The organism is Streptomyces flaveolus (assembly GCF_000716535.1).
Lineage (GTDB): Bacteria > Actinomycetota > Actinomycetes > Streptomycetales > Streptomycetaceae > Streptomyces > Streptomyces flaveolus_A.
The window spans coordinates 26,742-46,956 of the sequence record NZ_JNWV01000032.1 but is presented as its reverse complement, the minus strand read 5'-3'; the positions used below and the strand labels follow the sequence as shown (position 1 = coordinate 46,956).

21 protein-coding genes are annotated in these 20,215 nt (G+C 72.7%); 6 read left to right on the top strand and 15 right to left on the bottom strand.

Annotated features, from left to right (window positions below; genetic code table 11):
* Nucleotides 1-63: 63 nt before the first annotated feature.
* A complete protein-coding gene (locus OO52_RS31685) occupies nucleotides 64-513 on the bottom strand; it encodes a MarR family winged helix-turn-helix transcriptional regulator (protein ID WP_030651171.1) in 450 nt (149 codons plus the stop codon).
* Between the two features lie 114 nt (nucleotides 514-627).
* On the opposite strand from OO52_RS31685, the gene OO52_RS31680 reads away from it, so the two are divergent.
* Together OO52_RS31680 and mltG are read left to right on the top strand one after the other, a co-directional pair.
* Nucleotides 628-2,430 (top strand): ABC transporter ATP-binding protein, encoded by a 1,803-nt coding sequence (locus OO52_RS31680; protein WP_030651167.1) that lies wholly within the window; start codon nucleotides 628-630, stop codon nucleotides 2,428-2,430.
* Nucleotides 2,431-2,499: 69 nt separating this feature from the next.
* Nucleotides 2,500-3,405 carry an endolytic transglycosylase MltG gene (gene mltG, locus OO52_RS31675; RefSeq protein WP_167347941.1) on the top strand — a complete coding sequence of 302 codons (906 nt, stop codon included), beginning with the start codon at nucleotides 2,500-2,502 and terminating at the stop codon, nucleotides 3,403-3,405.
* Nucleotides 3,406-3,417: 12 nt separating this feature from the next.
* On the opposite strand, the gene OO52_RS31670 is transcribed toward mltG, so the two are convergent.
* The 5 genes from OO52_RS31670 to OO52_RS54715 all read right to left on the bottom strand — a co-directional run bounded on the left by OO52_RS31670 (nucleotide 3,418) and on the right by OO52_RS54715 (nucleotide 7,447).
* Nucleotides 3,418-4,494, bottom strand: a complete 1,077-nt coding sequence (locus tag OO52_RS31670; protein WP_030651159.1) for an NAD(P)-binding domain-containing protein — start codon at nucleotides 4,492-4,494, stop codon at nucleotides 3,418-3,420.
* Between the two features lie 42 nt (nucleotides 4,495-4,536).
* Nucleotides 4,537-5,547 carry an ABC transporter substrate-binding protein gene (locus OO52_RS31665; protein ID WP_030651156.1) on the bottom strand — a complete coding sequence of 337 codons (1,011 nt, stop codon included), beginning with the start codon at nucleotides 5,545-5,547 and terminating at the stop codon, nucleotides 4,537-4,539.
* Between the two features lie 31 nt (nucleotides 5,548-5,578).
* Nucleotides 5,579-6,316, bottom strand: a complete 738-nt coding sequence (locus tag OO52_RS31660) for an ABC transporter ATP-binding protein (RefSeq protein ID WP_030938713.1) — start codon at nucleotides 6,314-6,316, stop codon at nucleotides 5,579-5,581.
* A complete protein-coding gene (locus OO52_RS31655; RefSeq protein ID WP_030651150.1) occupies nucleotides 6,289-7,191 on the bottom strand; it encodes an ABC transporter permease in 903 nt (300 codons plus the stop codon). The genes OO52_RS31660 and OO52_RS31655 overlap by 28 nt, the downstream gene beginning before the upstream one ends.
* A 172-nt stretch (nucleotides 7,192-7,363) precedes the next feature.
* A complete protein-coding gene (locus tag OO52_RS54715; RefSeq protein WP_313884353.1) occupies nucleotides 7,364-7,447 on the bottom strand; it encodes a putative leader peptide in 84 nt (27 codons plus the stop codon).
* A 122-nt stretch (nucleotides 7,448-7,569) separates the two neighbouring features.
* Here OO52_RS54715 and OO52_RS31650 point away from each other — a divergent pair, with 122 nt between their 5' ends.
* Nucleotides 7,570-7,992 carry a secondary thiamine-phosphate synthase enzyme YjbQ gene (locus tag OO52_RS31650; protein WP_030651147.1) on the top strand — a complete coding sequence of 141 codons (423 nt, stop codon included), beginning with the start codon at nucleotides 7,570-7,572 and terminating at the stop codon, nucleotides 7,990-7,992.
* Between the two features lie 35 nt (nucleotides 7,993-8,027).
* Here the strand turns inward: OO52_RS31650 and OO52_RS31645 are convergent, their stop codons facing one another.
* Together OO52_RS31645 and OO52_RS31640 are read right to left on the bottom strand one after the other, a co-directional pair.
* Nucleotides 8,028-8,843 carry a helix-turn-helix transcriptional regulator gene (locus OO52_RS31645; RefSeq protein WP_030651145.1) on the bottom strand — a complete coding sequence of 272 codons (816 nt, stop codon included), beginning with the start codon at nucleotides 8,841-8,843 and terminating at the stop codon, nucleotides 8,028-8,030.
* A 270-nt stretch (nucleotides 8,844-9,113) separates the two neighbouring features.
* Nucleotides 9,114-9,533 carry a DUF5997 family protein gene (locus OO52_RS31640; protein WP_030651143.1) on the bottom strand — a complete coding sequence of 140 codons (420 nt, stop codon included), beginning with the start codon at nucleotides 9,531-9,533 and terminating at the stop codon, nucleotides 9,114-9,116.
* A gap of 266 nt (nucleotides 9,534-9,799) precedes the next feature.
* On the opposite strand from OO52_RS31640, the gene OO52_RS31635 reads away from it, so the two are divergent.
* The gene (locus tag OO52_RS31635) at nucleotides 9,800-10,615 is read left to right on the top strand and encodes a LysR family substrate-binding domain-containing protein (RefSeq protein ID WP_030651140.1); all 816 of its coding nucleotides are present in this window, start codon (nucleotides 9,800-9,802) and stop codon (nucleotides 10,613-10,615) included.
* A 166-nt stretch (nucleotides 10,616-10,781) separates the two neighbouring features.
* On the opposite strand, the gene OO52_RS31630 is transcribed toward OO52_RS31635, so the two are convergent.
* The 3 genes from OO52_RS31630 to OO52_RS31620 all read right to left on the bottom strand — a co-directional run bounded on the left by OO52_RS31630 (nucleotide 10,782) and on the right by OO52_RS31620 (nucleotide 13,843).
* Complete coding sequence (locus OO52_RS31630; protein ID WP_030651137.1) at nucleotides 10,782-12,281, bottom strand: MFS transporter; 1,500 nt, start codon at nucleotides 12,279-12,281, stop codon at nucleotides 10,782-10,784.
* Between the two features lie 348 nt (nucleotides 12,282-12,629).
* Nucleotides 12,630-13,346, bottom strand: a complete 717-nt coding sequence (locus OO52_RS31625) for an HAD family hydrolase (protein ID WP_030651134.1) — start codon at nucleotides 13,344-13,346, stop codon at nucleotides 12,630-12,632.
* Between the two features lie 20 nt (nucleotides 13,347-13,366).
* A complete protein-coding gene (locus OO52_RS31620) occupies nucleotides 13,367-13,843 on the bottom strand; it encodes an Lrp/AsnC family transcriptional regulator (RefSeq protein ID WP_030651131.1) in 477 nt (158 codons plus the stop codon).
* A 239-nt stretch (nucleotides 13,844-14,082) separates the two neighbouring features.
* Here OO52_RS31620 and OO52_RS31615 point away from each other — a divergent pair, with 239 nt between their 5' ends.
* On the top strand, nucleotides 14,083-15,573 hold the full coding sequence (locus OO52_RS31615) for an FUSC family protein (RefSeq protein ID WP_030651129.1): 1,491 nt from the start codon (nucleotides 14,083-14,085) through the stop codon (nucleotides 15,571-15,573).
* 166 nt (nucleotides 15,574-15,739) lie between these two features.
* The gene (locus tag OO52_RS31610; RefSeq protein ID WP_030651125.1) at nucleotides 15,740-16,777 is read left to right on the top strand and encodes a lactonase family protein; all 1,038 of its coding nucleotides are present in this window, start codon (nucleotides 15,740-15,742) and stop codon (nucleotides 16,775-16,777) included.
* A gap of 132 nt (nucleotides 16,778-16,909) precedes the next feature.
* Here the strand turns inward: OO52_RS31610 and OO52_RS31605 are convergent, their stop codons facing one another.
* The 4 genes from OO52_RS31605 to OO52_RS31590 all read right to left on the bottom strand — a co-directional run bounded on the left by OO52_RS31605 (nucleotide 16,910) and on the right by OO52_RS31590 (nucleotide 20,166).
* Complete coding sequence (locus OO52_RS31605) at nucleotides 16,910-17,836, bottom strand: sirohydrochlorin chelatase (RefSeq protein ID WP_106972094.1); 927 nt, start codon at nucleotides 17,834-17,836, stop codon at nucleotides 16,910-16,912.
* 266 nt (nucleotides 17,837-18,102) lie between these two features.
* The gene (locus OO52_RS51720) at nucleotides 18,103-18,246 is read right to left on the bottom strand and encodes a hypothetical protein (RefSeq protein ID WP_167347940.1); all 144 of its coding nucleotides are present in this window, start codon (nucleotides 18,244-18,246) and stop codon (nucleotides 18,103-18,105) included.
* A gap of 43 nt (nucleotides 18,247-18,289) precedes the next feature.
* Nucleotides 18,290-18,967, bottom strand: a complete 678-nt coding sequence (locus OO52_RS31595) for a uracil-DNA glycosylase (protein WP_030651119.1) — start codon at nucleotides 18,965-18,967, stop codon at nucleotides 18,290-18,292.
* Nucleotides 18,968-19,077: 110 nt separating this feature from the next.
* Nucleotides 19,078-20,166 (bottom strand): WD40/YVTN/BNR-like repeat-containing protein, encoded by a 1,089-nt coding sequence (locus tag OO52_RS31590; RefSeq protein WP_030651117.1) that lies wholly within the window; start codon nucleotides 20,164-20,166, stop codon nucleotides 19,078-19,080.
* Nucleotides 20,167-20,215 lie beyond the last annotated feature (49 nt).

Genomic DNA, 20,215 nt, shown 5'->3' with positions numbered 1-20,215 from the left:
GATCCGCGGGGCTGGGCTGGAGGGGGCGCCGTCCAGCCGGAGGCGGACGAGGGCCGTCGCCGTTCAGCAGCGCTGGGCGGCGTCCCCGTCGATCAGGGTGTCCAGCAGGACGCCGAGCACCTGGCGCTCCTTCTCCGTGAGCGGCGCCAGTATCTCCTCGGCCGCCGAGCGGCGGGCCCCGCGCAGTTCGCTAAGGGTCGCGCGCCCCTCGTCCGTCAGCTCGATCCGGGTCACGCGCCGGTTCGCGGGGTCCGGCGCCCGCCGTACCTTGCCGCTCGCCTCCAGCCCGTCCACCAGCGTCGTCACCGCGCGGGGCACGACCTCCAGGCGCTCGGCGAGGTCGGCCATGCGCGGAGGTGAGCCGTAGTGCGCGAGGGTGCGCAGCAGCCGGGACTGCGCCGGGGTGACGCCCAGGTCACGCTGTTCCAGATGGCGCTTCTGGATGCGGTGCACCCGGCGGGTGAGCCGCAGCAACTGCTCGGCGAGCAGGCCGTCGGGATCGGGGGTGGTCATGCGGGAACAATATCAGGATGCCGTTCATTGTGAGTATAGGTAACAATGAGCTATGATCCGTTCCGTTGTCGTCGGCCGACCCCTGACCGGCGCCCGCTCGCCCCGTAGGAGCCCATGCACCCCGACCGTGAACCTTCCTGGACCCCACCTGCCGACGCCGGCGAACAGCCCCGGCAGGTGCGCCGCATCCTGCGGCTCTTCCGTCCCTACCGCGGGCGGCTGGCGATCGTCGGCCTGCTCGTCGGCGCCTCGTCGCTGGTCTCGGTGGCCACGCCGTTCCTGCTGAAGGAAACGCTCGACGTCGCGATCCCGCAGGGCCGCACCGGCCTGCTGAGCCTGCTCGCGCTCGGCATGATCCTCAGCGCCGTCCTGGGCGGCGTCTTCGGCGTGCTGCAGACCCTGATCTCGACCACCGTCGGCCAGCGGGTCATGCACGACCTGCGCACCGCGGTCTTCGGCCGTCTGCAGCGCATGTCGCTGGCCTTCTTCACCCGCACCCGCACCGGCGAGGTGCAGTCCCGCATCGCCAACGACATCGGTGGCATGCAGGCCACCGTCACCTCCACCGCCACCTCCCTGGTGTCCAACGCCACCAGCGTGGTCGCCACGATCGTCGCGATGGTCGCCCTGGACTGGCGGCTGACGATCGTCTCCCTGCTCCTGCTGCCGGTGTTCGTGTGGATCAGCCGCCGCGTCGGCAACGAACGCAAGAAGATCACCACCCAGCGGCAGAAACAGATGGCCGCGATGGCGGCCACGGTCACCGAGTCGCTCTCGGTCAGCGGCATCCTGCTCGGCCGCACCATGGGCCGCTCCGACTCGCTGACGGCGTCCTTCGCCGAGGAGTCCGAGAGCCTGGTCGACCTGGAGGTGCGGTCGAACATGGCCGGGCGCTGGCGCATGGCCGTGATCTCGATCGTCATGGCCGCGATGCCCGCCGTCATCTACTGGACCGCCGGCCTCGCCCTGCGGTTCGGCGGCCCCGAGGTCTCCCTCGGCACCATCGTCGCCTTCGTCTCGCTCCAGCAGGGCCTGTTCCGCCCGGCGGTGAGCCTGCTCGCGACCGGCGTGCAGATCCAGACCTCGCTGGCGCTCTTCCAGCGCATCTTCGAGTATCTGGACCTGCCCGTCGACATCACCGAGCGCGAGCGGCCGGTCCACCTCGACACGATCAAGGGCGAAGTCCGCTTGGAGGACGTCGAGTTCCGCTACGACGACAAGGGCGGCCCCGTGCTCGACGGCGTCGACGTCACCGTGCCGGCCGGCGGCAGCCTCGCCGTCGTCGGCCCGACCGGCGCCGGGAAGTCCACGCTCGGCTATCTGGTGCCCCGCCTGTACGACGTCACCGGTGGCCGCGTGACCCTGGACGGCGTCGACGTCCGCGACCTCGACTTCGACACCCTCGCCCGCGCGGTCGGCGTCGTCTCGCAGGAGACGTACCTCTTCCACGCCTCGGTCGCCGACAACCTGCGCTTCGCCAAACCCGACGCCACCGACGAGGAACTGCACGCGGCGGCCAAGGCGGCCCAGATCCACGACCACATAGCCGCGCTGCCCGACGGCTACGACACCGTCGTCGGCGAACGCGGTCACCGCTTCTCCGGCGGCGAGAAGCAGCGCCTCGCGATCGCCCGCACCATCCTGCGCGACCCGCCGGTCCTCATCCTGGACGAGGCGACGAGCGCGCTCGACACCCGCACGGAAGCCGCCGTCCAGGAGGCCATAGACGCGCTGTCGGCCGACCGCACGACGATCACCATCGCGCACCGCCTGTCCACGATCCGCGGCGCCGACCAGATCGTGGTGCTGGACTCCGGACGGGTCGCCGAACGCGGCACGCACGAGGAACTCCTGGAGCGGGACGGCCGGTACGCGGCCCTGGTGCGCCGGGACGCGCAACTGCAACCCGTGAACTGAACACACGACTGCGGCCGACAAGCTGAACATATGCCGGGTTTGTGAGGATATGCGTATTACCGTGCCCGCATGCAGACGAACACTCCGTCACGGAGCAGGACCCGCCTGACACGCCGCGGCAGACTCGCCGTCCTCGTGGCCGGCGCCGTCATGGCCGGCACCGCCGTGGCGGTGCCGCTGCTGACGCTGGCGACCGGCAGCGACCAGGCAAAACCCGCCACGCTGGTCATCCGGGCGGGCTGGCGCGCCAGTCAGATCTACGACGCGATCGACAAGGCGCTCAAGCTGCCCCCGGGCAGCACCCGATCCTCACTCGGCAAGGCCGCCCTGAAACTGCCGAACGAGGCCGGGGGCAACCCGGAGGGCTATCTCTTCCCGGCGACGTATCCCGTCCGGAAGGGAGCGACGCCCCAGTCCATGCTGCAACTCATGATCGACACCGCGGACCAGAAGTTCAACGGCGCACCCGTCGCGGCCGGGGCCCAGCGCAACGCGATGAACGTCTACCAGGCGGTCACCATCGCCAGCATCGTCCAGGCCGAGGCCGCGACGAAGGCGGACATGGGGAAGATCGCCCGGGTGATCTTCAACCGGCTGAACAGCGGAATGCCGCTGCAGATGGACTCGACCCTCCACTACGCCATGAACCGCAACACCGCCGACACCAGCCAGAGCGACACCCAGGCGGAGAGCCCGTACGACTCCCACCAGCGCATGGGACTGCCGCCCACGCCGATCGACAACCCCGGCGAGGACGCGATGCGCGCCACGCTCAACCCCACGCCGGGCGACTGGCTGTACTTCGTCACGATCGCCCCCGGGGACACCCGCTTCACCGCGGACTACAACACGCACCTGCGGAACGTGGCCGAGTTCAACGCCCTCCACCAGAACGCGGGGACGGCCCAGCCGAGCGGTGACGGCCCGCCGGCGCCTCCGTCCGCGCCCTCCAGCCCCCAGCCCGCGCTGAGCTGAGCCGGCGGGACGTCACGCGGCGACCGGTTCCCCGGCGAGCAGCCGCCTGATGTCCCGGACGGCCGCGCGCCCGGCCCGGTTGGCCCCGATGGTGCTGGCCGAGGGGCCGTAGCCGACGAGGTGGATCCGCGGATCGGCGACCGCGCGCGTGCCCTCCACCCGGATACCGCCGCCCGGCTCGCGCAGCCTCAGCGGAGCGAGATGGTCGAGTGCGGCACGGAACCCGGTCGCCCACAGAATCACATCGGCGGACACCTGCCGGCCGTCCCGCCACGCCACGCCGTCCGGGGTGATCCGGTCGAACATCGGCTGCCGGTCCAGGACCCCGTACGCGAGCCCCTGCCGGACGGCGTCGTTCAGCGGGAGACCGGTGACCGAGACCACACTGCGCGGCGGCAGCCCCTGACTCACCCGCTCCTCCACCAGCGCGACGGCCGCACGCCCCGCCTCCTCGTCGAACGGGCCCTCGCGGAAGACCGGGGGCCGCCGGGTGACCCAGGTGGTCGAGGCGGCGTACGGAGCCAGCTCCAGCAGATGCTGGGTGCCCGAGGCGCCCCCGCCCACCACCACGACCCGCTGCCCGGCGAACTCCTCGGGACCGGCGTACTGCGCGGTGTGCAGCTGCCGGCCGCGGAAGGTCTCCTGCCCGGGGTAACGCGGCCAGAACGGGCGGTCCCAGGTGCCGGTCGCGTTGATCAGCGCCCGCGTCGACCAGGTGCCGTCGGACGTCTCCACGAGCAGCCGCCCGCCGGTGCCCTCGCGCACCGCGCGCACATCCACGGGCCGCCGCACCCGCAGGTCGAAGGTGCGCTCGTACCGGTCGAAGTACTCCCGGACGACCTCGGCCGAGGGCCGCGCCGGGTCGGCGTCGGTCAGCTCCATGCCGGGCAGCGCGTGCATGCCGTGCACCTTGCCGAAGGTCAGCGAGGGCCACCGGAACTGCCAGGCGCCGCCCGGCCCGGGGGAGTGGTCCAGGACGACGAAGTCGCGGTCCGGCTCGAAGCCGGTGCGCCGCAGGTGATAGGCGGCGGCCAGACCCGCCTGACCGGCACCGATGACGACGACCTCGACCTCACGCACTTCGTTCACGCTTCAAGCAACAGCGAGCCGCGCACGGATCTTCCCCGCTGTTCAGTCCTTGGCCGGGGTCGTCGACGGCGGCAGGTCGCCGTTGTACCGCGGGTCCGTGAAGTCGGCGAAGTCGACCTTCCCGGGGATGAGCCTCAGCTCGGTGAACGCGTCGGCGATCCGCTGTTCGGAGGCGATGAGCTGCTTGTCGACGGCGACCGGGACACGGGTGGAGTTGGTGCGCTTCACGGAGGCCAGCGCCACCTCGTAGGGCAACCCGGTGTCCTTCGCCCACACCTTGGCCCACTCCTCCTGGTGGTCGTACACCCAGGCCGTGGCCCGCCGCAGCCGTGCCAGGTAGTCCTTGATCGCGGCGGCCTTCCCGGGGTCTTTCAGGGCGGCCGGCGCCGCGACCTGGAAGGTGAGCCCGTTGGTGATGCCGTCGCCCGTGGTGAGCACGCGGCCCCGCCGGGTCTGGAGGATCTGCGAGGTGTACGGGTCCCAGACCGCCCACGCGTCGACCTTGCCGGAGGTGAACGCGGCGAGAGCGTCGGCCGGCTGGAGATACTTGACCTTGACGTCGGCGAGGCTCAGCCCGGCCGCCTTGAGGGAGGCGACCAGCTGGTAGTGCGCGGAGGAACCCTGCGCGACCGCGACGGACCTGCCCTTGAGCCGGCGCGGACCGGTCAGCTTCGAGCCGTTCGGCACGAGGACGGTGTCGCCCTTGGAGGTGCCGTGCCAGGCGGCGACGACGGTGATCTTCGAACCGGCGCCGGCCGCGAAGACGGGCGGGGTGTTGCCGACGCCGCCGATGTCGACGGCCTTGGCGTTCACCGCCTCCAGCAACGGCGGCCCGGAGGTGAAGGTCGACCACTTGATCCTGTAGTCCAGGTTCTTCAGCTCTCCGGCGGCGCGGAGGATGGCCTCCGAACCGCCCTTCTGGTCACCGACGTTCAGCGTGACGGAGCCCTTACCGTCGATGTCGGCGCCGGTCTGGGCGGACGAATTGCCGCCGCAGGCGGTGAGCAGGAGCGCGAAGGGCAGCAGCGCGGCGGGGACGAGGCGTCGTCGCATGACGGTTCCGTTCGTGTGCGAGGGTGGGCGTTCAGGCGGCTGCGGCGGTGGTGTCGACGCCGAGCCGTTCCAGCAGTCGGGCGCGCAGGGCGGCGAACCGGGGGTCGGTGATCTCACGCGGCCGGTCCAGTTCGATGTGCTGCTCATGGGCGATCCGGCCGCCGTCCATGACCAGGACGCGGTCGGCGAGCAGTACCGCCTCCTCGACGTCGTGCGTGACCAGCAGCACCGCGCAGCCCCGGCGCTGCCACACCTCTCCGACCAGGCGCTGGGCCTTGATCCGGGTGAGCGCGTCGAGGGCGCCGAACGGCTCGTCGAGCAGCAGCAGGTCGGGCTCGCGCACCAGCGCGCGGGCGAGGGAGGCGCGCTGCGCCTCGCCTCCGGACAGGGTCTTCGGCCAGGCGTCGACGCGATGACCGAGGCCGACCTCGTCCAACGCCCGCTCGGCGACGTCCCGTTCGGGGCGGCCCGGCAGTCCGAGCAGGACGTTGCGCCACACCTTCTTCCAGGGCATGAGCCGGGGTGCCTGGAAGGCGACGGCCCGGCGGCGCGGGACCAGGGCCGTGCCCTCGATGTCCCGGTCGAGGCCCGCGAGAATGCGCAGCAAGGTGGACTTGCCGCAGCCGCTGCGCCCGAGCAGGGCGACGAACTCGCCGGGTGCGATGTCGAGTCGGAGGTCGTCGATGACGGCGCGGCCGTCGAAGGAGCGGGTCAGCCCCTCGACATGGACCGCGGGCCCGGTCACCGTCCGGTGAACGTCGGTCGCCATTGCAGCAGCAGCCTTTCGAGGGAGCGGACGATGAAGTCGGCGAGCAGGCCGAGGAAGGCGTAGACGATCAGGCAGACCACGATCACGTCGGTCCGCAGGAAGTCCCGCGCCTGCACCATCAGGAATCCGATGCCTGCGTCGGCGTTGACCTGCTCGGCGAAGACGAGCGCGAGCCAGGCGATGCCGAGGGAGTACCGCAGCCCGGTCAGCGCCCCGGGGAGCGCGCCCGGCAGCACCACGTGCCGTACCAGCCCCCATCGGGACAGCCCCAACGACTCACCGGCTTCGATGAGCTGGCTGTCGACACCCCGGATGCCGGCGTAGACGTTGAGGTAGAGCGGGAAGGTCACCCCGAGCGTGATGATCGCGATCTTCGGGGTCTCGCCGATGCCGAACCAGATGATGAACAGCGGGATGAGACCCACGAACGGCACCGTGCGCAGCATCTGCACCGGTGCGTCGACCAGGTCCTCGCCGATCCGGAACAGCCCCGAGAGCAAGGCGAGCCCGGTGCCGATCACCGTGCCGAACAGCAATCCGAACGCGACGCGCTGGAGGGAGGTGCCCATGGCCGACGGCAGCGAACCGTCGGCGATCAGATCCCAGCCGACCCGCGCGATCCGGCCCGGCGAGGCGAGCACGTCGGCTGCCAGCACGCCGGTGGCGCTGAGGAGTTGCCACAGGGCCAGCAGCAGGAGCGGGCCGGTGGTGCGGCGCAGCCAGCGGGGGACCCGGGCGCGGCGAGTGGAGGCGGGGACCACGGGCTGGAGGGCGGGGGACGCGGGGCCGGAAGCTTCCGTGGCGGCGGCTTGCGACGTGGACGTACCCGAAATGTCGGGCCCGGGGGAGTTGGGTGGGGCATGGCTGATGCTCATGAATGCTCCACTGGGAGAGAGCCGGGGGCGGGGGAGACGCGGCTCGGCGCGGTTACGTCATGTCCCGCTCAACGGCGAGCTGATCAGGGGTGACGTACGGACGCACGGGGGTAGGGCGAGGTACCCCGCAGCGCGGAAAGCCGCGAAGGGAAGGAGGAGGAAGGAAAGGGCGTCAGCGGCCGCGGCGACACGCGGCGGAGGCCACCCGCAGCAGGTCGATGTGACCGCGCGTGGTGAGCAGGGCTGAACGCAACATGCGGCAGAACGTAGCCAGATGACAGCGGACAGGTCAACGGTGTCTCGTCCTGTGGACCACGTGTATCGGAAAACGCGGGTGCCACGGGGTGTGGGAACCGGCGTATGGGTCAGGATGAGGGCATGTCCGATGCCTTCACCACACGCGTGCTGAACGTCTCCACCGGCAGCCGGGAACGCGTCGTCGACCTCACCGCCGACTGCGAGGAGTTCCTGCGGGAGGCGGCGGCCGGCCGCGACGGTCTGCTCAACATCTTCGTCCCGCACGCCACCGCCGGAATCGCCGTGATCGAGACGGGTGCCGGGAGCGACGACGACCTCCTCGCCGCCCTGCACACCCTGCTCCCCGCCGACGACCGCTGGCAGCACCGGCACGGCAGCCCCGGCCACGGCCGCGACCACGTCCTGCCCGCCATCGTGCCGCCGCACGCGACCCTGCCGGTGATCGGTGGACGCCTGGAGCTGGGCACCTGGCAGTCGGTGTGTCTGGTGGACACCAACAAGGACAATCCGGACCGCCGGGTCCGGCTGAGCTTCCTCGGCTGAGCTTCACCGGCTCACCGCATGGACACGGTGCCGGGTCAGGAAGGGTGAGGCCGGGCGGCATCGGCCGGAGGGGGCATCGGTACCAGGCCGAGCCGCTGCGCGCGCAGTACCGTGCCGACGCGGTCACGGGTGCCCAGCTTGCGGTAGATGTTCTCCACGTGCTTGTGCACCGTGCGGACCGAGATGCCGAGGCGGCGGCCGATCGCGTCCGCGGTGAGCGCGTCCGTGAGCAGCAGCAGGACGGCGGTCTCGCGCGGGGTCAGCGCGCAGTCCGCCGCCCGCTGGTCCGGCGTACCGGCCGGGCCGAGCGCCCGCCGCCACTCCTCCAGCAGTTGCCGCTGCCGCTCGACCGCCGCCAGCAGCGGCTGCGCGCGCTCGGCGACGGCCAGGTGGTCGTCGCTGAAGTCCTGGCCGGCGCGGTACACCAGGCACCCGGTGATCGGGGCGGCGCTCCCCGGGAGCGGCACGCCCAGCACATGGTCGACGTCCAGGACCTCACGGAGCAGGCGGGCCGTGGGACTGGAGGGCCAGGTACGACCCGCCGCCCGGTGCGCGCTGACCGGCGTCCGGTCGGTTCCGGCCGCGTAGTGACCGGCGAAGGGGTAGCCCGCCCGCAGCAGGCCCAGGTCGGCTTCCCCGAGCCGGGCCAGCTCGGCGGCGGCGGCATCCGGCACCGTGCCCATCGTGCCCGCGCTCTCGCTCCACTCGTCCATTTTGTGGATGACCGCCTCGCCCCCGCACACCTCCGCCAGCGTGCCGGCCAGCATCGGCCACAGCCGCTCGGGTTCCCGTTCGTGCAGTGCCGCCACGGCGACGGCCGTCATGCGCTCGTAGGCCTTCTCCAGCCGCACGGTTCCTCTCCGGTTGCCTTGCGTACCCGTCCTCCCCGTCGGCGTACGTAGTTGTACGCATACCCCTGCGGTCCCCGGCTGTCGCACACTTCAACCCGGCGACACCGGCCTGGTCGGACACAGCGCGTCCGAGGGGCCGCCGGCACGGGGGAACGGCGGCCCGTCCGGTGTCGCCCTCTGTGTGCCGGTTCCCCGCCCGCCCGGCCGTCCGACCGACAACGGACAACGCCCCCCGGGCGGAGCCGGAGGGCGTCGGGATGGACGGAAGGATCAGCCGCGCTCGGCGCCGCCGTCCCTCTTCTCCGCCTTCTCCGCCTTCTGCTTCTTCAGGTCGTTGAGCCGCGCGGCCTCCTTGCGGACCTCCGCCTGGGTGGCGCGCTCCTTCTCCAGCCACTCGGGCCGCTCCTGCCTGAGCGCCTCGATCTGCTCGGTGGTCAGCGGCTCGGTGACCCCGCCCCGGGCGAGACCCGCGATGGACACGCCCAGCCTGGCGGCCACCACAGGACGCGGGTGGGGACCGTTGCTCCGCAGCTCGCGCAGCCACTCGGGCGGGTTGGCCTGCAACTCGTTCAGCTCGGCGCGCGTGACCACACCCTCCTGGAAGGAGGCGGGGGTGGCGGGGAGGTACACACCCAGCTTCTTCGCCGCGGTCGCGGGCTTCATCGTCTGGGTGCTCTGCTGCGACTTCATGTCCTCAAGGGTATCGGCCGCATATGGGAGGGCCGACCACGGCGGGTGACGAGGGCCTGGGGTCGCTCGCGCCGAAGCGCGGGTGGCACCTGCCGGCCAAGGCCTGATGGCGACTGACGCCGGGGCGCAGCCGGGCATCTGCGGGCGAGGCCCGGTGGGACCGGTGACGGCGAGCCGTGTCGGCGGCCCGTATCAGGGACCCGTATCAGCGGCCCGTGCCGGCGGCTCGTGGCGGAGGCTTCCGGCCGGGCCGGTAACCTGGCCTGATGACTGGCTCGGAGGATTCACCGTCGTTCCGGCTCGCGTACGTTCCCGGAGTGACGCCCGCCAAGTGGGTGAGGATCTGGAACGAGCGCCTGCCCGACGTCCCGCTCACCCTCGTCCAGGTCCCGCCCGCCGAGGCGCCGGAGGTGCTGCGCGCGGGCGAGGCCGACGCGGGCTTGGTCCGGCTGCCGGTCGACCGTACGTTCTTCAGCGCGATCCCGCTGTACCTCGAGACCACGGTGGTCGTCGTCCCCAAGGACCACCTGATCACGGCGGCGGACGAGGTGACCCTGGCCGACCTCGCCGACGAGGTGCTCTTCCACCCCTTGGACGACGTCTTCGACTGGGACGCGCCCCCCGGTGAACCGGCCTTCGAGCGACCCGCCACGACCGCGGACGCCGTCGAACTGGTGGCGGCGAACGTCGGTCTCCTGATCGTCCCGCAGTCCCTCGCCCGTCTGCACCACCGCCGGGACCTCACCTACCGCCCGGTCGTCGACGCCCCCCAGTCGGGCGTCGCCCTGTCCTGGCCGGAGGAGGCCACCACCGACCTGGTGGAGGAGTTCATCGGCATCGTGCGCGGACGCACGGTCAACAGCACCAGGGGTCGTACGGCGGTGAAGCCCTCGGCCGACGAGCAGGGCAAGCGCTCCGACCAGGGCGGCAGCCGCCCGACACCTGCGGCGAAGTCGCAGGCCAAGTCGTCCGGCAAGCCGTCGGCGAAGTCCTCGGGCAAGCCGGCCGGCCGCACGGCCCGCGCCCGCACGGGCGGCGGGGGCAAGCCGGCCAAGCGGGGGAAGCCGCGCCGGAGGTCGTGAGGCGAGGGACCACGACGAAGGCGGCCGACGCGCTTGGTGCCGTCTGTGCCGGTGCCTTCGGTGCTCTCGGCGCGCTCTGTGCCGAGCACTCCGCGCTCTCACCGCCCCCTCGCGGATCTCCCACCGGAGCCCCCTCGTCTCCCACCGGAGCCCCGCGCCCGTTCCCTCACGGACCAGGCCGGACGCTCTCCACGGCGCCCCCCTCGTCCCAGCCCCGCCCGATCGGCTCCGCGGACTTCTCCTGCTCGGGGCGTACCTGGCGTTCGCGCAGATCGGCGATCGCCAGCACCAGGGCGACCAGGATGATTCCCGCGATGGCCAGCAGCCCGAGCTGGAGCGCCGTGTCCGCACGGCCGTGATTGGCGAGGTGGGCGAAGTACACCGCGCCCACCACCGCGATCCCGGCGGCCGAGCCGACGCGCTGGCCCGTCTGGAGGACGCCACCGGCGGCGCCCGCCCGGTGCACGGGGACGCGGGTCAGGGTGAGGGTGGTGTTCGGGGAGACCGTCAGGCCGGACCCGATGCCGCCGATGAGCAGGGGCAGCGCCGACGCCCATCCCACGTTCCGTCCGGGCACCAGCTCCACCGCCACCACCACCCCGAGCACGCCCAGTGCCACCCCGGCCAGCCCCATGACGACCAGCTTGCGGCCGAAGCGCACCACCAGCCGACCGCCGATGGCCGCGCCGACCGCCGAGGCAGCCGCGAAGGGCAGGACCGTGAGCCCCGACGCCAGCGCGCTGTATCCCACGCCGTTCTGGAGGTACAGGGCGTAGAGGAAGAAGACGGTGGTGAAGCCCGCGAAGTAGCTGAGGCTGATCAGGGCGCCGAGCGTGAAGGAGCGCAGGGAGAACAGCGCCAGGTCGACCAGCGGGGCCCGGCCGAGCCGTCCCTGCCGCTTCTCCCACGCCCAGAACGCGCCCAGCAGCACCACGGCCAGCGGCATCAGCGCCCACTTCTCCCGTCCCGTCCACTGCTGCTCCTGGACCAGGGGCAGCATGAGCGCGAGGACACCTGTGCCCAGGAGGAAGACTCCGAACAGGTCGAACTCCTCGTGCTTCCCCGTCGCCGGGAAACGCGGCAGCAGCCGGAGGCCCGCGACGAAGGCGGCCACCCCGATCGGCAGGTTGACGAAGAACACCCAGCGCCAGCCGTCGTCGGTGCCGGCGGCATCGATCAGCAGGCCGCCCGCCAGGGGGCCCGCCGCCGTGGACACCCCGATGACGGTGCCGAGCACCCCGAAGGCCTTGGCCCGCTCGGAGCCCTGGAACATCTGCTGGATCAGCCCAGAGGTCTGCGGCGCGACGATGCCCGCGGCCGTGCCCTGGATCAGCCGGAACACCACCAGCCAGCCGGTACTGGGCGCGAATCCGCACGCCGCCGAGGCCACCGTGAACACGGCGAGCCCGAAGAGGAAGGCCTGGCGCCGGCCACGCATGTCGCCCAGCCGGCCGGCCGGGACCAGCGCCAGCCCGAAGGTGAGGGCGTACCCGGAGACCACCCATGCCTGGGTCGCCTCCGAGGCCCCCAGTCCGCGCTCCAGCGAGGGCAGCGCCACATTGACGATCGAGGTGTCGAGGAGCGAGATGAAGCCCGCTGCCAGACAGACCCCGAGCGCCTTCCACCGCCGCTCGTCGGGGGCGGTCCGGGCCTGTTCTGTGCTCATGGGGTCACGCTATGCAGTCATGGCCGCGCGCGCACGCCGGGAACGACCGTGCGGAACCCCGGGAACGGCGCCTTCCTCGCCTCCGGTTCCGTCCCCGGCCGAGGCAGTTCAGGAGATGTACGACGCCCTTCGCGCCGTACGCACCACGGCCTCTCCGTCCGCGCGCCCCAGTCGTCCTTCGGCCGCCAGGCGTCCACGGTGCTCCCCACGTGGACGACCAGCGCCCCCTTGCTCCGAAAGGGCGCTCCCGCCACACCCTCGGTGCCGTGCAGGGGGAAGTGGAGCGGGAACCGGGGACCGGGGTCAGGGACGGCAGCAGATCGCAGACGTGGAGGGAGCGGAGGAGCGTCAGCGGTACTGCCGGTAAGGGGATTGCTCACGGGCCGTGTCCCGCAGCCACGCGTACGCCGACCGCGCCGTGAACTCGGTCTGGCCGCCCCGCAGGAGCAGGCTCGCGGTGCCGAACTCGGGGGCGTCGGCCTGGGCGGGGACGTACGGGACGGCCACGCAGCGCATGCCGGCCGCGTGGGCGGCGGCCGCCCCCGGGGCCGCGTCCTCCAGGACCATGCAGTCGACCGGGTCGGCGCCGAGCCGGCGGGCTGCCTCCAGGAAGACGTCGGGCGCGGGCTTGCCGTGCGGGACCTCGTCTGCCGAGACCACCGTGCGCAGGAAGGCGCCCAGGCCGGTGCCCGCCAGGATCGCCTCGATGGCCTCCGGCGAGGAGCCCGACGCCACCGCCATCGGGACGTCCTCGGCGGCCAGCAGCTCCACGAACGCGCGCATCTCCGGATACGCACGCGTACGGGTGCGGGCCAGCTCCAGATAGCGGCGGTTCGTCGCGGCCAGCAGCTCCGCCGCCGAGGCGCGCAGGCCGTAGCGCTCCCGCCAGATCGTCACCGTCTCCCGGGTGCTGATGCCGACGTAGCCCTCGTGGTCCGCCCAGGTGAAGTCGGGGACGCCGTGCTCGGCCAGGGTCTGCCGGCTCGCCTCGTAGTAGTTCGGCTCGCTGTCCACCAGCGTTCCGTCGAGATCGAAGATGACCGAGAGGGCGCCGAGATCGCTCATGGCGTCCAGGATGCCAAGCGTCAGACGCGGGCCGCCCGGCCCACCGACTCCACCAGGGGCAGCAGCCGGTACGGGACGCGCTCGCGCAGCGCCACCTCGGTGCGGGTGCGCACCACGCCCGGGAGGCTGATCAGCTTCTGGATCACGTCCTCCAGGTGCGCGTTGTCCCGGCCCACCACGCGTGCGAGCAGGTCACCGCCTCCGGTGATCGAGAAGGCCTCCACGATCTCAGGCACGGCGGCCAGCGCGTCCCCCACGTCGTCGAGATGGCCCTGGGTGACCTCGATGTGCACGAACGCCAGTACCGGATGGTCGAGCGCGGCGGGGGACAGGGAGGGACCCGTACCGGTGATCACGCCGTCCCGTTCCATCCGGTCCAGCCGGGCCTGGAGCGTGCCGCGGGCCACGCCGAGGATGCGGGCGTACTCGCGCACGCTGGTGCGCGGCTGCTCCAGAAGCAGCCGCAGGATGCGGGTGTCGAGTGCGTCCACGGCCATGATGGACGACTGTACCAATGGTCCAGGTGATCCTGAGACGCGTGTGCCGTCCCACCTGGTCCGTTGGTATTCCGGTCAGTGGGCGTGCCGGGTTGATGCTGTGCCAATGGCTCAGCGATTCGCGTCACACTTGAGCCAGTGACCCCGGTGATGCTCTTATGGACGTGTCGATGGCGCTGCGGACCCCCGCGGCGCCTTTTCTGTGCCGGTGTACCCATGCACCCCAGGGGAGGGCAGCAGTGCTGAAGAGGATGTTCGTGGCTCCGGACCCGGGACGGGCGCGGTTGCGCTTCGCCGCGCGGGCCGTCCTCGGCATCGGACTGGCGGTGGTGGTCTGCGGACTGGCCGGACACTCCCTCGCAGGCGCCGTCACCGGCGGCCTCGCCGCGCTGCTCGCCCTGTTCACCGTCACCGACCCGACCGTGCGCGGACAGGCGGTCACCACGGCCCTGCTGCCCGTCGTGGGCGTGCCCGTGCTCGCCGCCGCGGCCGAGTTGCACGACCACCCCGTCGCCCGCGACCTCACCTTCCTCGCCGTCGTCGGCGCCGGCGTCTACGCCCGCCGATGGGGCCCGCGCGGGCACAGCCTCGGCGTCTTCGCCTTCATGACGTTCTTCGTGGCCCAGTTCCTGCACGCGGCCCCGGGACAACTGCCCGAGCTGTACGCCGCCGTCCTGCTCTCCGTGCTCAGCGCGGCCCTCGTGCGGTTCGGTGTCTGGTGCTACGAGCGCCGGCTGCCCCCGGCCGCCGTACCGGTCCCGACGGCCGGGGCCGGGCTGGCCCGGGTGACCACCCGGCAGGCCGTCCAGGCCACCGCGGGCGCCGGTTTCGCGCTCGTCGTCGGCCAACTGGTGTCCGGACAGCGCTGGTACTGGGCCGTCGGCGCCACCTGGTGGATCTTCGTCAACACCGCCTCGCGCGGCGAGACGCTGGTCCGCGGCTTCCGCCGGGTCCTCGGCACGGTCATCGGCATCTGCCTGGGCTTCCTGATCGCGGTCCCCGCGCACGGCGCGCCCCTGCCGACGGCCGTCCTCGTCGCGGTCGCCGTGTTCGGCATCTTCTACACGGCTGCCGTCTCCTACACCTGGATGATGCTCTGGGTGACCCTGCTCGCCGAGTCCCTGTACGGCCTCCTCGGCGTCCTCAGCCCCGGACTGCTCGCGCTGCGGCTCGTCGAGACCGGCGTCGGGGCGCTCGGCGCCGCGCTCGCCGTCCTGTTCGTGCTGCCGGTCACCACCCACGCCACCACCGACGCCTGGATCCAGCGGGCCCTGCGCTGCGTGCACGCCTGCACGGCCGAGGCCGCCGCCCGCCTCGCCGGCTCCACCACGGCCGACCCCGCGCCGCGCGTGGCCGAACTGGAGCAGTTGCTCGGCCGGGTCCGGCTCTCGGTCGCCCCGCTGGTGCACCCGCTGAACCCGATGCCGGCGCGCAAGGCGCGGGCCCGCCGGGTCCTGGCGCTGCTCGACGACTGCGCCCGCGAGATCCGGGGCCTGGTCGCGGTCGCCGCCGACCCGGAGGCCTCCCACGACGCCCGCCTCGCCGCCGCCTGCTGGCGTGTGGAGGCCGCCGTCGAGGCCCTCACCGACGGCCGCGCCGAACCCCTCCTCCGCCCCGCCGAGCCGCCCGCCGAACCCGCCCTGGTGCATCTGCACGGCCTGGAGCGCGCCCTGGCCGAACTCGCGGAGCCGCTGCGCACGCCGTCGGGCTCCCGGCTGGTCGGCGCGTGACCGGGCGGGGCGCACGAGAACCGAGTGCGCCCCCACTCGCAAGGAAGTGCGCCAACTCCCGGAAGAACCGCCCTGCCACCCCGGCTCCTTGGTCTAGACCTCGGGTGATCGACTGCTACCGTCGGGCCCGGACCGGCGCGAGGGGCTCGACCGAGAGGGGACAGCGGTGGCACAGGACGGCAGGGCGGGCAGGCGCCGGGCGTTCATCGGATCGTTCACGGCGGCGGGCGGACCCGGACTGGTGACCGCCGACGTCGCGCCGGACACCGGGGCGCTCACCCTTCTCTCCGCCGTGCGGGACGTCCCCGACCCCTCCTACCTGGCCCTGTCACCGGACGGGCACACGCTCTACGCGGTCAGCGAGACGGCCGAGGGCGCCGTCGCCGCCTACCGCGTCACCGGTGACCGGCCCGAACCCGCCGGACCCCGGGTGCCGGTGGCCGGCAGCGGCCCCACCCACCTGAGCCTGTACGACGGGCACGTGCTGACCGCCAACTACGGCTGCGGCAGCGTCACCGCCGTCCCCGTGCGCCCGGACGGCACGCTCGCCGGGGCGCCCTCCGGACGGCTCCAGCACTCCGGCTCAGGACCGCACGACCGGCGCCAGCGCGGCCCGCACGCCCACCAGGTGCAGCCCGACCCCAGCGGGCGGTGGGTCGTCAGCGTCGATCTCGGGACCGACTCGGTGCGCGTGTGCACCCTCGCGGGCGGCAGCCCCGCCGTGCACCGCGAGATCGCCCTGCGCCCCGGTTCCGGACCGCGCCACCTCGCCTTCCACCCGGACGGCGAGCACGCCTACGTGGTCAACGAGCTGACCCCCACGGTCACCGTGTGCCGCTGGGACGCCGCGGGCGGGTCTTTGAAGCCGCTGACGGAGGTACCCGTGCTGCCCGGCGCACCCGCCGGTGACGCCTACCCCTCGGGGATCGTCGTCTCGCCCGACGGCCGCTTCGTTTGGACCGCGACCCGCGGTGAGGACGTCCTGTCCGTCCTCGCCGTCGAGGCGGACGGACTCCGGCTGACCGGTACGGTGCCCTGCGGCGGGCACTGGCCGCGCGCGCTGGCCGAGCACGACAACTTCCTTTACGCCGCGAACGAGCGCTCCGGCGAGGTGACCTGGTTCGCCGTGGACGAGGCGACGGGCGTCCCTCGTTACGACGGCTCCGTGCGGGTTCCGGCGGCCTCTTGCGTGGTGTTCGGCTAGCGGGCGGGGCGGGGGACGACGGGCTCGGGCAAAGCGAAGGGCTCCGGTAAGGCGAAGGGCCCGCTCCGGGTGAGGAGCGGGCCCTGTGTCGTACAGGTGCCGGGTGGTCCGGGGAGGCCGGGCGCCGGGGCGTCAGCGGACCGGTGCGCTCTGCGGTTGCTGCGGGGTGATGCCCAGCGCCGTCGTGTACTTGGCGAGCGCGAGCTTGCCGATCGCCGGGTACGCGCCGAGCGCCTCGGACGTGGAGCAGCCCGCCTCCTCGGCGGCCGCGGCCAGCAGTGCCGGGTCGATCTCCGGGCCGATCAGATACGGCGCCAGGGCAAGCTGCTGCGAGCCGGAGGAACGGAGCTGCTCGGCCACGGAGGCGATGGAGCCCTCCTGGTCCAGGGCCGCCGCCATCACCGGCACGGCCAGCCGTGCGGCGAGCAGCATGCCGGTGATCCCCGCTGCCTGGACGGCCTCCTCGCCGCCCACGGAGGCCAGGATGATGCCGTCCGCGGCGGTGGCCACGGTGAACAGCCGCGCGCGGTCGGCGCGGGCCAGGCCCGCCTCCGACAGCCGCACGTGCAGCGCCTCGGCGAGCAGCGGGTGCGGGCCGAGGACATCGGTCAGCTCGGCGGCGACCCGGCTGTCCATCACGGCCTGACGGATCTGACGCAGCAGCGCGCTGTCCGGACCGGCCAGCAGCGGGACGACGACGGCGACCGGGCCGTCGGGCTCCTTGATTCCCTCGACCCCCGCGGCGACGGCCTGCTCGTACCGGGCGGTGCGCTCCTCGGCGGCGTGCGCCAGCACGGAACGGAGCGCGGGGAACTCGGAGTCGTCCCCGTCCAGGTACCCGATCCGGGCGTCGAGACCGGGCAGCTCCGAGCGGGCGATGCTCACGACCTCCTCGGCGAGGCTGCGCGTGGTGGTGCTGGGCACACCGGGCACCGCGAGGACGAGCGCGGGCGCGCCCTCAGGAGCCACCAGCGGTTCCGGACGGCGGTGGCGTCCGGGCTGGCGGGGTCGCGGCATTCGTACGGGCAGGCCGGACGCGGGTCCAGTGGGGGAGCTCATGGCGTCGCATGTTACTGGCTTCCTGCCCTCCGTCGTTCGGGGAGGGTGCAGGTGAGCGGTATCCGTCCGGTTTTGTCTGATGAGTTACGCGTGGAGGACGCGTGCAGGAGGCACGTGCCCGGTGCATGTGCAGGACGTCGCCGATGAACCGGTACGGAACCGCTGGTCGGAGGCGCTCGCCCAGCCGTGCCGGACTCCGGCGGGTCCAGCCGAGGCGCCCTGGGATCACGCAGACGTCCGCCACCCCAAGCCGACGGCCCCGAGGCTCAGGCCGACGGTTCGTCCGGGCTCGGGTGTTCCGGATGTACCGTGCCCGGCCGGGGTGCGCCCCGGGGGCCGGTGCCGGCCTCGTCCGTGTCCGGTACGACGTCCTCGTCCGGTTCGTCGTCGACCGCGTTTCCCGGGGTCACGTCCCACGGGTCCTTGTCGAACCCGGCCTGCTGGTCGGGGCGGTTACGGCAGGCGCCAGTCCACCGGCTGTCCGCCCTGCTGGATCAGCAGGTCGTTGGCGCGGCTGAACGGGCGCGAGCCGAAGAAGCCGCGGTCGGCCGACATCGGCGAGGGGTGCGCGGACTCCACCGCCGGCAGACGGCCCAGCAACGGACGCAGATTGCGGGCGTCACGGCCCCACAGGATGGACACCAGCGGCTTGCCGCGTGCCGCCAGGGCCCGAATCGCCTGCTCGGTGACCTCTTCCCAGCCCTTGCCGCGATGCGCGCCCGGGCTGCGCGGCGCGGTCGTGAGCGCCCTGTTGAGCAGCAGCACGCCCTGCTCGGTCCACGGCGTGAGATCCCCGGTGGACGGCTGGGGCAGCCCCAGGTCGCCGGTCAGCTCACGGAAGATGTTGATCAGGCTGGCCGGCAGCGGGCGCACGTCGGGTGCCACGGAGAACGACAGGCCCACCGCGTGCCCCGGGGTGGGATACGGGTCCTGACCCACGATCAGGACCCGTACCTCGTCGAAGGGTTGCTGGAAGGCCCGCAGGACGTTCGGTCCGGCCGGGAGGTACGTGCGCCCCGCGGCGATCTCCGCGCGCAGGAAGTCGCCCATCGCGGCGATCCGTCCGGCGACGGGTTCCAGGGCCTTCGCCCAGCCCGGTTCGACGATTTCATGCAAGGGTCGTGGTGCCACGGGCGTCACCCTACTGCCGTACACCCGTCGGTGATCAACCGATGGCCGGAGCACGGCAGCGGGCGGCGCCTCGCCGCTGTCCGCTTCTTGAGAGGCCGGGCGGTGCGGAGTCAGCCGATCACCGCCGCCCGTACGCACAGCACGTCCGGCAGATGGGCGGCCAGCAACTGCCAGCTGTCGCCGTCGTCGGCCGAGGCGTACACCTCGCCGTTGCGGTTGCCGAAGTACACCCCGGCGGGGTCGGAGTCGTCCGTGCACAGGGCGTCCCGCAGGACCGTGCCGTAATGGTCCTCCTCCGGCAGCCCCTTGGACAGCGGCTCCCAGGTGCGGCCCGCGTCGGCCGTGCGGAAGACCCGGCAGCGCCGCCCTGCGGGCACCCGGTCCGCGTCCGCGGTGATCGGGAAGATGTACGCCGTGTCCCCCCGGCGCGGATGCGCGGCTGCCGCGAAGCCGAACGTCGACGGCAGGCCCTCGCCGATGTCGGTCCAGTGCACGCCCGCGTCGTCGCTGCGGTACACCCCCCAGTGGTTCTGCAGATACAGCCGGTCCGGGTCGACCGGATCTCTGGCGATCTTGTGCACGCACTGGCCGAACTCCGGGTTCGGGTCCGGCAGGAACACCGCCGACACACCGGAGTTGGACGGCGACCAGCTCGCGCCGCCGTCGATCGACCGGAACACGCCCGCCGCGGAGACGGCCACCGTCACGGTCCTGGGGTCGCGCGCGTCGGTGAGGACCGTGTGCAGGCACTGGCCACCCGCGCCCGGCACCCACTGCGAGCGGGACGGGTGTTCCCAGAGCGGCCGGACCAGCTCGAACGTCTCGCCGCGGTCCTCCGAGCGGTACAGCGCGGCCGGCTCCGTGCCCGCGTACACCACATCGGGCTCGGCGGCGGACGGGTGGAGCTGCCAGACGCGCTCCAGGGAAGCGCCGGTCTCCTTCGGGAACTTCACGGCGGGCCGGGCCGGTTCGGTCCAGGTGCGGCCGAGGTCGTCGGAGTGGAACACCGACGGACCCCAGTGCGCGCTGTCACCGCCCGCCAGCAGCCGGGGCCGGGCACCCCGGGTGTCGATCGCCACCGAATAGACCGCCTGCGCGTTGAAATACGGACTCTCGTCGAACTCCCAGGGGCCGTCGCCCCTCCGCCGCGCGATGAACAGGCCTTTGCGGGTTCCCACCGCGAGCAGTACCTCGGTCATGCCGATCACCTCCGGGACGCCGTCGTCCCGATAGCCGTCAGATATCGGC

Excerpts from the sequence above, each read along its gene's own strand:
- OO52_RS31685 (WP_030651171.1), bottom strand. The coding sequence starts at position 513 with ATGACCACCCCCGATCCCGACGGCCTGCTCGCCGAGCAGTTGCTGCGG.
- OO52_RS31680 (WP_030651167.1), top strand. The coding sequence starts at position 628 with ATGCACCCCGACCGTGAACCTTCCTGGACCCCACCTGCCGACGCCGGC.
- mltG (WP_167347941.1), top strand. The coding sequence starts at position 2,500 with ATGCAGACGAACACTCCGTCACGGAGCAGGACCCGCCTGACACGCCGC.
- OO52_RS31665 (WP_030651156.1), bottom strand. The coding sequence starts at position 5,547 with ATGCGACGACGCCTCGTCCCCGCCGCGCTGCTGCCCTTCGCGCTCCTG.
- OO52_RS31660 (WP_030938713.1), bottom strand. The coding sequence starts at position 6,316 with ATGGCGACCGACGTTCACCGGACGGTGACCGGGCCCGCGGTCCATGTC.
- OO52_RS31655 (WP_030651150.1), bottom strand. The coding sequence starts at position 7,191 with ATGAGCATCAGCCATGCCCCACCCAACTCCCCCGGGCCCGACATTTCG.
- OO52_RS54715 (WP_313884353.1), bottom strand. The coding sequence starts at position 7,447 with ATGTTGCGTTCAGCCCTGCTCACCACGCGCGGTCACATCGACCTGCTG.
- OO52_RS31650 (WP_030651147.1), top strand. The coding sequence starts at position 7,570 with ATGTCCGATGCCTTCACCACACGCGTGCTGAACGTCTCCACCGGCAGC.
- OO52_RS31640 (WP_030651143.1), bottom strand. The coding sequence starts at position 9,533 with ATGAAGTCGCAGCAGAGCACCCAGACGATGAAGCCCGCGACCGCGGCG.
- OO52_RS31635 (WP_030651140.1), top strand. The coding sequence starts at position 9,800 with ATGACTGGCTCGGAGGATTCACCGTCGTTCCGGCTCGCGTACGTTCCC.
- OO52_RS31630 (WP_030651137.1), bottom strand. The coding sequence starts at position 12,281 with ATGAGCACAGAACAGGCCCGGACCGCCCCCGACGAGCGGCGGTGGAAG.
- OO52_RS31625 (WP_030651134.1), bottom strand. The coding sequence starts at position 13,346 with ATGAGCGATCTCGGCGCCCTCTCGGTCATCTTCGATCTCGACGGAACG.
- OO52_RS31620 (WP_030651131.1), bottom strand. The coding sequence starts at position 13,843 with ATGGCCGTGGACGCACTCGACACCCGCATCCTGCGGCTGCTTCTGGAG.
- OO52_RS31605 (WP_106972094.1), bottom strand. The coding sequence starts at position 17,836 with ATGAGCTCCCCCACTGGACCCGCGTCCGGCCTGCCCGTACGAATGCCG.
- OO52_RS31590 (WP_030651117.1), bottom strand. The coding sequence starts at position 20,166 with ATGACCGAGGTACTGCTCGCGGTGGGAACCCGCAAAGGCCTGTTCATC.